The following is a 14089-nucleotide window of genomic DNA, read 5'->3' as shown; positions in this document are numbered from 1 at the left end:
AATTAAAATAGTAACGCCCACAAACTATTCCAGCATCGAAATAATCCGTCAATTTCGGTTAACGACGTTTGTTATTTCAAAGCAGTCATGAGTAGAAATATAATGAAATTACAAAGCTATGATGAATTGCTTCACAGCAGGCATCGACTGTCGCTGATGCTATTTCTTTTTCTAAACACAGCAACCTCTCTCTTTTTTTTATGCAGCAATGAGAAAAGTATGCCCCTGGCACTGACGCTACCCACCGTTATCATCGCGGCGATCAGTCCAGTTATATTGCTCTGGATGATATTAAAGCCGTCAGGCAAATTTCCGATATTAAATATGGCAGCATTAATAACGGGATTGCTCTGGACGTGGCAAATTGTCCTTAAGTATTCATTAGTGTTTTATTTTGACGGCAGTTTCTTAGTTATAAGCCTGGTGGGGGTGTTTTTTATCAGCACCATTACGCTCGGCGATCACCTCCTGGCATTTTGTCTGCACACCGGCCCCGCTTCGCTGGCGATTCTGGTGCTGGATCATGGCCAGCATACGCTGCTGATCCTGTTTACCATTGCCCTGCCGCTTCTTGGTTTTACCCTGCACCACCTGATGCAGCGCCGGAGTGACCACTTTACCCGCCGTCTGATGCATCAGCTATACGTAGAGAAAGAGACCTACAGCGATCTGAGTATGCTTGATCCACTAACCGGCCTGTATAATCGCCGGGGCCTGAAAAACCGGCTGGAGGGGATCCTTGAAAACCATGCGGGCAGCCACTACGTGCTGCTGCTGGATATTGACCATTTCAAGGCCTATAACGATAACTACGGCCACGCCATGGGCGATCAGGCGCTGGCACGGGTTTCCGTAGCAATCCGTGATGCGGTACGGTCACGCGATATCGTGACCCGCTTCGGTGGCGAAGAGTTCCTGGTGTTGCTGACTAACGTGAACGAATCCATTGCGATGAAGCTCTCCGATCGCATCCGCCAGTACGTGCTGGACCTGGAGATCCCTCACAGATTTAACGAGCAGGTCGCCACCCACGTCACCCTCAGCGCCGGTTTCGCCCCGCTTTTTGAAAATGATTTTGACGGCGCGCTGGCGAATGCTGACCGCGCGCTCTATCTGGCAAAAAATAGCGGACGCAATACGATCCTCTCCTATGAGGATATTGGCCGAAGCACCCTTTCGCAGCCTGCCGATGCTCTGCAATAACGCAAATGGCCCGACGTTCGGGCCAATACATTATTAAATCCTGAACGTAGTATTAATTCGCCCCTCAGGTTTCAATCAACTCTCTGCATTATCTCACCTGTGATAATAAACAAAAATATAACCCTGCGGGTGAAGAAAGCCGCGGCTAAAAATTCTATTTTTTCGTTAAACATTCTGGATGCAGGCTACCTCTTTTTCAGCCAAAAATTGTGGCGTTATTCTCCTTAAGTGAAATGGCTTTTACGCAGTTAAGAAAAACCGATGCATTATTCTGCATCAATATGCGGAGAGTTCTCATTTAACGTCTTTTATCACCCTTGTATTGCTAAGGTTAAAGGGACGGTTATTTGCATTTTTTCACGTAGAAAGCCCTCATTCTCTGCTCCAGCGACGCTGGCAACATAGCAACATTAAAATGATGCTTGTTTGTGCGTTTTCGCTCAGATACAATCAATAACGATTATCATTCGTAGTCAAGAAATCTCAAAGGACAGGTCATGGCCCCTGGTATTCGTCAGGCAGCTGAGCGGGTTTCCTTACCGCCTATCTTTTTACAGAGCAACCAGCCGCTGGCGGTGTCGCTGCGCGCGCTGTTTAGCGAGCATCGCGATTATGTTCTCGAAACGGTTAAGCTGGGAGAGACGCCGCCCGCCGCCAGCATGACGCTTGCGCACTGGTCTGAACCTGACAATTTTGCCCACCTGAATCACATTTACGGCGACTTTATTTACCGCGAACATCCCGACCTGGTGCGCGAAAACAAGCCGCTGCAATCTCTTTGGGCGCAGTGGTATTTCGGGCTGATCCTGCCGCCGATGGTGATGGCGCTGCTGCTTGAAGACCGCGCCCTCGACTGTTCGCCCGCCTATTGCCACGTTGCCTTCCATGAAACCGGTCGCCCGGCCACATTTTGGTTTGACGTGCACGAAGACCGGGATGCGCGTCACCTCAGCCCGCGCCGTCGCCTGGACAGGCTGGTGCAGCGCCATCTGCTGCCGGTGGTTGAAGGGATTGAGCGGCACGGTGATATAAATGGCAAGCTTATCTGGAGTAACACCGGCTTTTCGCTTTACCGCTGTTTAGATGAGTTAACGCCGATGCTGGGCGAAAAACTGCGTACCGAACTGGAGCACGCCATGTTTTTCAGCAAGAGTCTGCTCGACGGTTCCGATAATCCTTTTTACCGGACGATGCTGCCGCGCGAGGGTGAGATGCAGCGCCGCACCTGCTGTCAGCGCTACCGGCTTCCGGACGTTCAGCGCTGTGGAAACTGCACGCTAAAATCCGTCTGAGCCCACACGGGCATGCCTGCGGCGTGTGTGCGTAACAAGGGTCCCCGCAGGGCTTTGCACATCATCACCGTCACGACAATAAACGTTACAGATGCCAGCAAGATCAAAACCTGCTCCGGTGACAGGGCTATGTTGCGGCACTTAAGTTCAAAACCTACTCCGGTGATCAGGCTGTGTTGCGGCACTTAAGTTCAAAACCTACTCCGGTGATCAGGCTATGTTGCGGCACTTAAGTTCAAAACCTGCTCCGGTGATACGGCTATGTTGCGGATCAGAACGCCGGGACGCCGTAAACCCATCCCTGGGGACTTCACTGCCGCATCCCTGCGGCAGAGACCCGGCTTATCTGCTCCGCAACACCGCCTTCTGGCCGCTGAGTGGCCTGCCAGTGTTCTGGCACGGAGCGATCTCAGAACCTGCTTCAGGTGCATTGGCTTTATCGCGGTTCTAAAGTTCAGACCCCTCGTCAGGGTACTTCGGACAATCAGACTCCCCTAATTCCTATCGGAACGGGATTATCTGGCAATAATTAAGAGGTATGAATTCCAGCACGGAAACGTTCTTTAGCAGCGACGACGAAGCCCGAGGCCAGGCGGGGACCGTTGGCTGAGCGGACCGTCGAGCGCAGGGATGCGCGAGCCGAGCCCACACGGACGTGCCTGCGGCGTGTCCGCGTGACAACGGTCCCCGCAGGGCTTTGCACCCGGCCCCCGCAAAAACAGTAAACGTCACAGGTGCCTAATCCATAAGGTCAATACACACTCCGGTGCCAGGGCTTTGCACCCGGCCCTGTAACAACAGTAAACGTTACAGGAGCCAGCCAGCTGTAGCACTAAACAGAACCGCTCACCTTCACGCTGTTTGGAACAGCGAATCAGTGCGAACAGCTATTTCAAACGATTATCCGTTTGTGCATCGGGGGCGGCGGAAATCTCAATGCCGCGCGTTTCCCGACCAAAGGAGACCAGGATGCAGATCAGTACCGCAACGATGCCCGCCACAATAGCCATCGCCAGGCCGTAATTATTGCCGTGCGCCTCGGCCACGGATGACTGCAACGTGGCATTGACCGAGGCAACAAGGTTCCCCAGCTGGTAAACAAAACCCGGCAGCACCGCGCGGGTATTGGCCGGCACCAGCTCGGTGAGCCAGCCGGGTACCACGCCCCAGGCACCCTGCACCATAAACTGCATCAGGAATGCGCCCAGCCCTATCATCACCGAACCGGTTGAAAACGCCCACAGCGGCAGAACCGGCAGCGCCAGAAAAGCCGCAATCATAATCGCTTTCTTACGGCCTATTTTTTCCGACAGCGTGCCAAAAAAGACCCCACCCATCATGGCGGCGATGTTATAGCAAATCGCAATGATACTGACGGTGTGCGGATCAAAACCGTGCTGCACCTTCAGAAACGTTGGATAAAGATCCTGAGTGCCGTGGCTGAAAAAGTTAAAGCAGGCCATCAGCAGCACCAGATAGACACACAGCTTCCAGTGGCTGCGCAGCACCGGTAGCAGGGCGACGCTCTCTTTGCGCGCTCTCGCCGCCAGCCACACCGGCGATTCCGGCACTTTAAAATAGATAAACGGCAGCAGCAGGATCGGTAGCGCCCCAATCAGGAACATTCCCCGCCAGCCAACCAGCGTATAGCACAGGCCAAAGACCACTGAGGCCAGCAGATAACCGCAGGGGTAGCCTGCCTGGAAAATACCGGACATCATGCCACGCGAACGATCGGGAATGGTCTCCATCGCCAGCGATGAAGCAACGCCCCAGATACCGCCCATGGCGACCCCATAAATCACCCGGAACAGCAGGAACGCACCGAGCGAGGGCGACCAGGCTGACAGAAGCTCAAACAGGGAGAACATGACGATATTGACCATCAAAATGGGCCGTCGGCCATATTTTTCCGCCAGTCGGCCAAACAGTAGCGCCCCTATGGGCCGCACCGCCAGCGTCAGCATGATGGAAAGGGATACGGTAGGAATACCGGTGTGGAAGTTTGCAGCAATATCACTCAGTACGAAGACCAGTATAAAAAAGTCGAACGCATCCAGCGTCCAGCTCGCAAAGCTGGCGAACGCCACATTGCGCTGGGTCGAAGTCCAGTTGAACATAGGGGTATCCTGTCTGTCAGCAGTTGGCGTCCCGGTAGTGGGCCGGTGAGATGTTAACTATTTGTTTATAGCATGTGACAACCCACACTATCTGCGTCATTTGTCAGCCTTCGCTTCTGCATGTAAAAAAATGTTTCTGTTAGCGTCATAAAGTGGATCACAGGCTACGGAGTGCTGATAAGTCCGATCGCCCCACCCATCCCGGCCAGACAGACCATCCCGCCATGAAGCTCTGCACGAAAGGGAAAGAATGTTAATCACTCTCACAAGCATTATTTTTTGCTACACTGCACCGCATTAATTACTGCCAGGAGTCTCAACGGCTTGTCGCTGATTCAGATGCATCAGGCCCCCAGCCGCCTTGCCGCCTGGCTGGCCCTGATTGCGCTACTGCTGCTGTTTATCGCCCCGGTGATCTCTAAATCACTGGCGCGTTCTCCTGCCGAACAGATAAGGGAGATGCTCCCCGAACGTGACGTGTCCGCCAGGGCGTCGATGACGGATATGCCCGACATGACAGCAGGCGACGCGCGGCATCAGCCAATGGCCGATATGCCCGACATGACAGCAGGCGACGCGCGGCATCAGGCAATGGCCGATATGCCCGCCAGCGATTGCCCCGGCATGGACGGGGATAACGCAGCGGTACACAATGCCGGAGAAAAAACGCACCACGCCAGAGGACTGATGGATGACAGCGCCTGCGGCTACTGCGTACTGCTGGCGCACCTGCCGCTGGACCTCACCAGTTTACCTCCGCTGTGGTCGGCTCTTCAGGCCGCCCGCGCACCCACGGTCGCGCTCTTCCAGCCGATTTTTCCACGCGCTGCCGCCTCCTTTTTCCATCCACGCGCCCCGCCGCGATCGCTCCGTTTGTTGAGCGAATAACTAAGTCACCGCGCCTGCCCTTACCCGGCGGGCCTACTGCTTATACCTGGCAACAGGTGGATGGAATAATAATGTCAAAAATAGACCTGACGGTGCCTGCGCGCGCCGAAAAGAGCCGTAGCGCGGTTTTACCGCTGCTACGTCGCCTGCATTTTTATATTGGCCTGTTTATTGGTCCCTTTATTTTTATGGCGGCCCTGACCGGCTCTCTGTATGTGCTGACTCCCCAGCTGGAAAATGCGCTCTATGCGCATCAGCTTTATACCTCCTCACGCGGGCCCGCTGAACCGCTGTCCGCTCAGATACGTACGGCGCAGGACTTTACCGGCGGTCACCTGCGCATTCTGGCGGTCCGCCCGGCACCGGCGGTGGGGGAAACCAGCCGCATTATGTTCGCAACGGCTGATGCAGGGCCGTCCGAGAGCATGGCCGTGTTTGTCGATCCCGTCACGCTTGAGGTTCGGGGCATGCTAAAGGTTTACGGCACCAGCGGGGTACTGCCGCTGAGAACCTGGCTGGATTATCTGCACCGGAGCTTGCTGCTGGGTGACGTGGGCCGTAACTACAGCGAACTGGCCGCCAGCTGGCTCTGGGTTGCCGCTATCGGTGGCGTACTGCTGTGGGCCACCTCGCGCGCGCCTCGCCGTCTGCAAAGAGGGGAAAGTCAGCGCGGGCAACAGATCCGTCGTCATCGTCACTGGCATAGCACATCGGGCCTGATACTGCTGCTGGGCCTGGTGTTCTTTTCTGCTACCGGCCTGACCTGGTCACGCTGGGCAGGTGATAATATCGCCTCCCTGCGCGCCCATTTCGGCTGGCTGACGCCATCGGTTAATACCGCGCTACCGCCGCAGACAACTACGCCTGCGCAGGACGCCATATCTGCGATGCCAGCCGCTGAAGCCGCTCATGCTGAACACCGGATGGAAGGCAGGCCTGCGCATGATGCCGCATCTGAGATGCCCGCCGCTGAAAACGATCATGCTGAACATCGGATGGCAGCCGGGCCTGCACATGATGCAATGTCCATGGCTGAAGACGCTCATGCTGAACACCGGATTACAGCGATGCCTGTCGATCCTGCGCTCGCGGTGAAGATCAATGCCTCCCAGTTTGACAGGGTGGTGGCTGCGGCACGGGCGGCTGGCATTAACGCGGCCAAAATAGAAGTTCGTCCGGCCCGTGAGATCAATAAAGCCTGGACGGTCAGTGAAATCGATCGCAGCTGGCCAACACAGGTTGACAGCGTTGCCGTCGATCCTCATAGCTTCAGGGTGGTAGATAAGGTTGAGTTTGCCCGGTTTGGACTACTGGCAAAGCTGACGCGCTGGGGTGTGGATGCGCATATGGGGGTGCTGTTTGGCCTGCTTAATCAACTGCTGCTGGCCGCCTTTGGCCTGGGGCTTTGTGTGATGATTGTGCTGGGCTATCGCCTGTGGTGGCTACGTCGTCCGCAGGCCGGAAAGGGGCCGCATCCGGCTGACACTCTGCGCTACTGCTGGCAGCAGCTCAACCTGAGTGCAAAATGCGCCCTGCTGGCTATTGGGCTGACGCTGGCAATAAGCCTGCCGGTGATGGGCATAAGTCTGGTGATACTGTTACTGATTGATGCTGCTATCTGGCAGCGGGCGGTAAAAACGCAGGGTTAACGGAAGATTAGGGAGAGCATCAGCCACCGCATCATCAGAGCGCGTGGCTGCCGCAGGGATGGGGCGGCGAACCCGCCCCTCCCGAAAGGCAGGAAGCCAGGGTCGCCGCCCTTTTCATCTGGCCAGCGCACGCTCAATCATCGACAGCAGCAGTGCGTTATCCACTTTTTGCAGTACGTGAACCAGTCCGCCGGTTGGCGCATCAATGCCGACATTGACCCGCAGCGGCTGGCGATAGCGCCAGGATTTACCCCGCGTCAGTCCGGGCCGCAGCTCGACGTCGACAAAATAGTCCGCCGCCGTCGCCACCTGCTGATTTAACAGCCAGGCAACCACCAGCGCGTCGTGGATCCAGCAGCCCGGCAAATGACGGGTATGAATTGAATAATCCAGCCACGGACGGAAGGTTTCGGTCACAAAGCGGGCAAGTGGCGTATTGATGACCGCAATGCGATCCAGATCCTTGTGGGTCATCATGGTCTGGGTCGTGACGTCCATTGGCACCAGCGTGATGTTGGCTCCGCTGGTCAGCACCTGATGTGCGGCTTCAGGATCGAGGCCAAAATTGGTGTCCTTGATATAGTCGTCCAGCGCAAACACACCGCCCATAATGGCGATCTCCTGCACTGCCTCCGCCATCTCCGGGTAGCGGGTCAGCGCCCGCGCGACATTGGTCAGGGGACCAATAGCGACCAGGGTGATTTTCCCCGGATTGGCGCAAATCAGCTGGCCAATGGCGTCAGCAGCATCCTGTTCCGGTGGCGCATAATGCGCGGGTTGCCGCACATCCTGCCAGAGATGGCTTAGTTTGCTGGTATAAACGCGCGTATCCAGCGCTTCCCGCCACGGCTCCGGGGGTTCAGCCAGAGCCTGAACCGCGCCCTTAACAACCGGCACGGCAACGCCCAGCCGCTCAACAAGATCTTTCGCCACGTTAAACCCCACCTCAGCGGGCGTATTCCCCGCCACGGTGGTAATCAATTCTAACGAGAGGTGGGGCGATCCCAGCGCAATCGCTAAGGCCAGCCCGTCATCTACGTTGGCACCGACGATGCCATTTCCTGGGTCACAATCAATAATCAGTCTTTTCATTTTCTTATTATCGTATCTGCACTGCCGTGCCGGTCTTCGCCGAACGTACAGCCGCAGGATTCACCAATTTCAAGCCGATGTAAAAACTCACTCAGCTGCACTTTACCCTCCGACGCCGCAAGCATTTCCAGCGCCTTTTTCGCCATCTCACTGACCGGCTGACGCACGGTCGTCAGTGAAGGAACGTGAAAGGCTGACTGCTCGGTGCCGTTAAAGCACACCAGCGCCACCTGCGAGGGAACCGGAATATTGTTTTCCGCCAGCGCCCGAATACAGCCAATCGCCTGCGTTTCATTCGATGCAAAAATCGCCCGGGGAAGGGCAGTTCCCTGCATCATCTGCTGCGCTGCCTGATAGCCGCCCTCACGGGTATAGGTCGCCGGAAAAATCCATTCCGGGTGTTCGGTCACGCCGTATTCGGCCAGCGCCTGTCGCCAGCCTGCCAGACGATCCTGCGTATTGAGCATCTCCAGCGGCCCACAGATGATCCCCACATCCTGATAACCGTGACTCAGCAGATGAGCCGTCACCTGATGCGCTGCCGCCTGCTCATCGACCCGCAGAATATTGACGTTAAGACCCGGGTCAACGCGATCCAGCATCACAAACGGCGTACCGCTGGCCTGAATCACATCAATATAGGGATGGCGGTCGACGCTGTTGTAAAAAATCCCGTCAACCTGTTGACTGAGAAGGTTATTGATCAGTTCCAGCTCGCGTATGCGGCTGTCGCCTGCATCCCCGAGCAGCATTACCATACCGTTGCTTAACGCCTCCTGCTGGAGGGCGTGAGCGAAAGAGGCAATAAACGCATTGGCAATATTTGGCACCACCAGACCATAGGTTTTAGTCGTACCGGAAGCCAGCGCACGAGCCAGACTGTTAGGTCGGTAGCCGGTTTTTCTGATCGCCTCCTGAACACGCAGGCGAGTTGCAGCGGCAACAGGCCTGGGCCCGTTGTTGATAACGTAACTGACTACGGCAACGGAGGTGCCAGCCTCCTTCGCCACATCGGACCGCGTGGCACGATTGAGTGTATTCTTTGCCAAAAAGCTGCCCTGTAATTATCACTAACCGGCCCGCAGGCCGGTCGGTGCGACACTCCATCAGATAGCATCTTCAGGAGCATTAAGATCGCGGCCGCGCGTTTCCGGCGCAACGAACGTGGTAAGAAAGCCAATCGACGCCATACCCGCAAAATAGACGGCAATCGGCCACCAGTGCCCGGTCCAGGAGAGAAGTGCAGCAGCCACCAGCGGCGCTGTTCCTCCGGACAGGATCGACCCGAGTTCTTTCGCGGTCGCCATTTTAGTGTAGCGGTGATTTACACCGAACATCTCTACTCCCCAGGCCGCCTGTACGCCAAAAATACCGAGCGAGGCTAGCGCCATCCCGACCACGATGGTGCTGATGACAATAACCGGTTCGCGAGAATCCAGCAGCATAAAGGCCGGGAAGGCGTAGAGGATCAGCAGCAGGCAGAACCAGCGATAGGTAATGCGGCGGCCAAAGCGGTCTGAAAGCCAGCCCGCAAAAGGAATAATCAGGAAGCCAAGCAGAGAGGCAATAAACACGGCGGTGGTGGCGACGGATTTGTCGACCGCCAGCACTTTAACCACATAGCCAATCATAAAGCCCTGGGCAAGATAAGACGGACCATTTTCGCCAATGCGCAGGCCGAGCATCACCAGGAATGAGCGGCTGCGCCGCCAGAAGCCACGGTGATCGACAGCGGTCGGCTGGGCTACCTGCGCACTGTGGCGCTGGAGGGCGAGATCGGCCTTTTTACGTTCAAAAACCGGCGTTTCTTTCAGATGGCGACGGATCCACAGCGCAACCAGAGCAATCAGCGAACTGCACAGGAAGGGAATACGCCAGCCCCACGCCTGCAGCTCATGCTGATCCATCTGCACCACCAGCAGCCACACCAGCGACGCGACCAGCGTTCCGCTGTTGGAACCCAGCGCGATAATTGAGGAGACCAGGCCCCGCTTTTCCGCGGGCGCGTATTCGCCCAGCATCACCGTTCCGCCGGAAAGCTCCGCGCCCGCGCCAAACCCCTGACTAAAACGCAGTAATACCAGGCAGGCCGGTGCCCACAGGCCGATGGAAGCATAGCTGGGGATCAGGCCAATCAGCGTGGTTGATGCGCCCATCAGAATAATGGTGGAGACCATCACTACCTTGCGGCCTTTACGGTCACCGAGCCAGCCAAAGAATAGCGCACCGATTGGACGGGCGATAAAACCGACTGACCAGGTTGCGAAACTTGAAAGGAGTGCCATTTGCGGGGTGATTTCGGGGAAAAAAACGTCGCCAAAGATAATGCCAGCGGCCAGACCGTAGAGTGCGAAATCCGCATACTCCATTGCCGTACCCAGCCAGCAGGAGACGGTTGCCCGCCAGAAATCCTTGCGCCCTTCGGAGGTTGTCAGTCGTTCATCTGCCGCAGAATGGGCAGACTGAGAAGCATCATGCCGAATGCTCTTCGATGTGGACATGAAAAAAATTCCCTGATGTGTGGAGTGATTATTATCGCCTTCCCTGGCCGTTCTGATACTCGGAATGCAATTCGCCAGTGAGGACGTTCTTTTGCTGAGCCATGTTCAAAGGTCAGTAACAGGTTCCCTGGTGTTGGGGATCGTTTTCATTTGTCTCCCGGCCGTTGGTTTTAACTAACCAATCATTTTTAACGAGAAACAATGTAGACCTTCACTTAGCTGGCTTACATCAAGCACCGTGAATTTTTACAACGCCTTCATTGTATCTACGCGCGTAGATAAATCAACACAATAATGAAAATAAATTAGATCAGCTTCACATTTATTAAGATGGTAAAGCCTGTATTTCCTTATATAACATGATATTAGATAAAAAATATTTTTTCATTGCGGATAAAATCCATACGAATACAGTTCTGCGTCTTCACTAAAATGCAATTTCTGCCGGATAAACGTCTGGCCCAGACCGCTGGCAGCTTAACCTGGGTTTTATGACAAAATGATGACGAAACACCCCAGGATTAGCCGGAACATTGCGGACCCGACAGGAAAGAGCGCCTCCGCTTCGGGATACTGTCCACGCCTTAGCACAGCGTTAGTACCAGATGAATATTGTGTCGGGCTTGTATCATTGAAATAGCTTCTTGTGACTGACACCGGATCTCCGGGACCGCGTAAGAGAGGCGCTGGCCCGGATAGTAAAGCGCCAAACCCGGACAGACCGGACTCCACTCTGTCAGAACGGCACAAAGTTCACCTCGCTTAAGCCAGGGTTCTGCCACGCTATCCGGCACGTAAGCAATACCCAGCCCTTTGCTGGCCGCCTCTGCCATCAGCTCCAGATGATCCAATATCAGCGTACCCGGTGGGAGCGACGTAAAAAAAATGGTGCGCGAGATGCTTGCCTCTGTCGATATCTCCCCTGCTCCTCGTCGCCTGCTTTTAGGCAGCGATGCGTTTACGCTGGTGCAGGCCGCGCTCCGGCAAAAACTGACCGCACTCGAGGCGCAAAAGGCGACGGCGATCTCGACGGATATCAGCGGCTGATAAAGGCCGCACTACAGCGCCCGGCGGGGGGTGTGGAAGGATAGAGGCCCCGTAAGCTTTTTTAGAGAACTAATATTATGTCTAAAAAAGCGACAAGCGATTGTTTTCTACTGGATTGCAGCATTGAGTTACATTATAATCCTGCGCCTCGGCCCCTTAGCTCAGTTGGTTAGAGCACGCGACTCATAATCGCTTGGTCACTGGTTCAAGTCCAGTAGGGGCCACCAAATAAAACAAGGAGTTAGATGAGAAATCGTCTGACTCCTTTTTCGTTTTATACGAATCGCGTCAGACAATGGGTCGTATCGGCGTCTTCTCGCTGCGGGCACTTGATGCAGAGTTTATCGGCAATGCCAGGGCCTGCTGGCCTGTCCTGGTCAATAACCTTGTTACAGAGGGCATGTCCATCCTGAGGCCGCCGCCGACACCGCCCGGCTTTGGGCATTCGGGATGCTCATTGGCAATACCGACATGCACCACGGAAACCTGTCGTTCATCAGTAGCCACAAATTGAATAAAAATGGCGGCTTTGGCAGGCGTTATTTGTATTAGCTGTTGAACAATGGTCAACCTTCAGAGAGATCGGGATGCACCATCCTGATTTCCTCTATACGCCTTATTCCCATGTTAATCTGGCAACTCAACGCAATTGCTCCATAACCATCGCTGCCTTCTGCTCCGGCACTGGCTGCTTTACAGTAGTCCTGTCGATACTTCAACCATAGATCCTGACTGCTGATGAAAGCTTTCTTCATTTCTTCCCGCTGTGCTTTATCTCCCATCCACCATTGCCTGTAATCATAATTTGATATTTCTTTTAATTTATCCTGATAAGCTGTGTTTACTTTTTTTTCTGTCAATTTACTTACTGAACTCAGGCATTCACTATTATTATCACCACTCTTTTCCGAACAGGCTTCAATGTCCTTATTTTCGACAATACTGGCAGAATCAAAATTAGCGTAAGTATTCATGGCATAAACTGACAGCACTGCACCAATAATATAAAGAAAACTATACTTTATCATTTACTCAGGCTCCTGATTCTTATTTCATTCCTGCGTCTGTCTTGACTTAAGATGGGGTCATTACTCAGGTTGACCCTGACCCAAAATCCTGCTCCATTCAGAAACAGAATTCCGGCATGATAAACACTCCCCTGAACGGAGGATGTGCCGATGAAAAAGTCACGATTCACCGAAGAGCAGATTGTTTTTGCCCTCAAGCAGGCTGAACTGGGTACGTCAGTGCCGGACGTCTGTCGCAAGCTGGGCATTTCGGATGCCACTTTCTATACGTGGCGTAAAAAATACGGCGGCATTTCTCCTTCGGAGCTGAAGCATATGCGGCAACTGGAAGAGGAAAATCTGCGGCTGAAGAGGCTGGTTGCCGATCTGAGCCTCGACAAGGCGATGCTGCAGGACGTGCTGGCAAAAAAGAGCTGACGCTGGCACGCCTGCGCGAATGGGTCAGGGATTTGCAAGCCCGCTACGGTGCCAGTGAGAGACAGGTCTGTTTTGCGCTGCGGGTCAGCCGCAGCTCGTTTCGATATCGTTCTGTGGCCGCCGACGACAGCGCACTGCGGCTACGCATCCGTGAGATAACCGAAACCCGGGTTCATTACGGGTACCGCCGGGTACACGTGATGCTCAGGCGGGAAGGCTGGCGCGATAATCACAAAAGAATCTACCGCCTCTACTGTGAGCAGGGTCTGTCGCTGCGCCTCAAACGGCCACGCCGCAATAAATCGGCCCAGCGCCGACAACCGCAGCCTCAGGGTCTGTATCCGAATCACGTCTGGGGCATGGATTTTGTCTCGGACGCGCTGTTTAACGGGCGACGACTGCGCCTGCTGACGGTTATCGACCTTTACACCCGCGAATGCCTGGGGATCTGCGTAGGGCAGAATCTGCGTTCAACAGAAGTGGCAGAAATGCTGAACAGCATAGCGCTCAGGCGTCCCTTACCGCAGTTGCTGAAAACCGATAATGGATCTGAATTTGCAGGAAAAATGCTGGATAGGTGGGTGTATGAAAGAGGTATTAGGATCGACTTCTCACGGCCGGGAACACCGACGGACAACGCCACGGTCGAGTCCTTCAACGGCAGGTTGCGGCAGGAATGCCTGAACGAGAACTGGTTCATGTCTCTGGAGGATGCACGGTGCAAAATCGAGGCCTGGCGCATACACTATAACCAGAGTCGTCCCCATTCTGCACTGGGCTGGATGACTCCCTCTGAATTTGCCGAAAAATCTGCCGGTTGCCAGAATACGCAACCAACATGAAGCCGGTTAT

General features: G+C 54.8%; 11 protein-coding genes, 1 tRNA gene and 1 pseudogene. 7 read left to right on the top strand and 6 right to left on the bottom strand.

From position 1 onward, the window contains the following. Positions 1–102: 102 nt before the first annotated feature. Positions 103–1203 carry a diguanylate cyclase gene (locus tag AAGR22_RS03375; protein WP_345830281.1) on the top strand — a complete coding sequence of 367 codons (1101 nt, stop codon included), beginning with the start codon at positions 103–105 and terminating at the stop codon, positions 1201–1203. A gap of 497 nt (positions 1204–1700) precedes the next feature. Then, positions 1701–2495, top strand: coding sequence for a siderophore-iron reductase FhuF (gene fhuF / locus AAGR22_RS03370; RefSeq protein ID WP_345830279.1), 795 nt, complete (start codon positions 1701–1703; stop codon positions 2493–2495). An 887-nt stretch (positions 2496–3382) separates the two neighbouring features. On the opposite strand, the gene AAGR22_RS03365 is transcribed toward fhuF, so the two are convergent. Continuing rightward, positions 3383–4615, bottom strand: coding sequence for an MFS transporter (locus tag AAGR22_RS03365; RefSeq protein ID WP_067703851.1), 1233 nt, complete (start codon positions 4613–4615; stop codon positions 3383–3385). Between the two features lie 324 nt (positions 4616–4939). Here AAGR22_RS03365 and AAGR22_RS03360 point away from each other — a divergent pair, with 324 nt between their 5' ends. Both AAGR22_RS03360 and AAGR22_RS03355 read left to right on the top strand, forming a co-directional pair. After that, positions 4940–5503 (top strand): DUF2946 domain-containing protein, encoded by a 564-nt coding sequence (locus tag AAGR22_RS03360; RefSeq protein ID WP_345830276.1) that lies wholly within the window; start codon positions 4940–4942, stop codon positions 5501–5503. A 71-nt stretch (positions 5504–5574) separates the two neighbouring features. After that, on the top strand, positions 5575–7152 hold the full coding sequence (locus tag AAGR22_RS03355; protein WP_345830275.1) for a PepSY-associated TM helix domain-containing protein: 1578 nt from the start codon (positions 5575–5577) through the stop codon (positions 7150–7152). Positions 7153–7266: 114 nt separating this feature from the next. On the opposite strand, the gene AAGR22_RS03350 is transcribed toward AAGR22_RS03355, so the two are convergent. The 4 genes from AAGR22_RS03350 to AAGR22_RS03335 all read right to left on the bottom strand — a co-directional run bounded on the left by AAGR22_RS03350 (position 7267) and on the right by AAGR22_RS03335 (position 11596). Next, on the bottom strand, positions 7267–8244 hold the full coding sequence (locus AAGR22_RS03350; RefSeq protein ID WP_345830273.1) for a nucleoside hydrolase: 978 nt from the start codon (positions 8242–8244) through the stop codon (positions 7267–7269). Then, entirely contained in the window at positions 8241–9293 is a 1053-nt protein-coding gene (locus AAGR22_RS03345; protein ID WP_345830271.1) for a LacI family DNA-binding transcriptional regulator, read from the bottom strand. Before AAGR22_RS03345 ends, AAGR22_RS03350 begins: the two co-directional genes overlap by 4 nt. A gap of 57 nt (positions 9294–9350) precedes the next feature. After that, on the bottom strand, positions 9351–10745 hold the full coding sequence (locus AAGR22_RS03340; RefSeq protein ID WP_067703861.1) for an MFS transporter: 1395 nt from the start codon (positions 10743–10745) through the stop codon (positions 9351–9353). A gap of 584 nt (positions 10746–11329) precedes the next feature. Then, complete coding sequence (locus AAGR22_RS03335; RefSeq protein WP_345830268.1) at positions 11330–11596, bottom strand: LysR substrate-binding domain-containing protein; 267 nt, start codon at positions 11594–11596, stop codon at positions 11330–11332. A 46-nt stretch (positions 11597–11642) separates the two neighbouring features. Here AAGR22_RS03335 and AAGR22_RS03330 point away from each other — a divergent pair, with 46 nt between their 5' ends. Continuing rightward, the gene (locus tag AAGR22_RS03330; RefSeq protein WP_345830266.1) at positions 11643–11792 is read left to right on the top strand and encodes a hypothetical protein; all 150 of its coding nucleotides are present in this window, start codon (positions 11643–11645) and stop codon (positions 11790–11792) included. 150 nt (positions 11793–11942) lie between these two features. Further along, a tRNA-Ile gene (locus AAGR22_RS03325) sits at positions 11943–12019 on the top strand. Between the two features lie 339 nt (positions 12020–12358). On the opposite strand, the gene AAGR22_RS03320 is transcribed toward AAGR22_RS03325, so the two are convergent. Then, entirely contained in the window at positions 12359–12820 is a 462-nt protein-coding gene (locus tag AAGR22_RS03320; RefSeq protein ID WP_345830264.1) for a lysozyme inhibitor LprI family protein, read from the bottom strand. A gap of 150 nt (positions 12821–12970) precedes the next feature. Between AAGR22_RS03320 and AAGR22_RS03315 the strand changes: the two are divergent. After that, positions 12971–14079, top strand: a pseudogene (locus AAGR22_RS03315) (IS3 family transposase). Positions 14080–14089: the final 10 nt, after the last annotated feature.

Source organism: Erwinia sp. HDF1-3R, assembly GCF_039621855.1.
Lineage (GTDB): Bacteria > Pseudomonadota > Gammaproteobacteria > Enterobacterales > Enterobacteriaceae > Erwinia.
The sequence above is the reverse complement of the archived record's forward strand: the minus strand, read 5'-3'. Positions and strand labels throughout refer to the sequence as shown.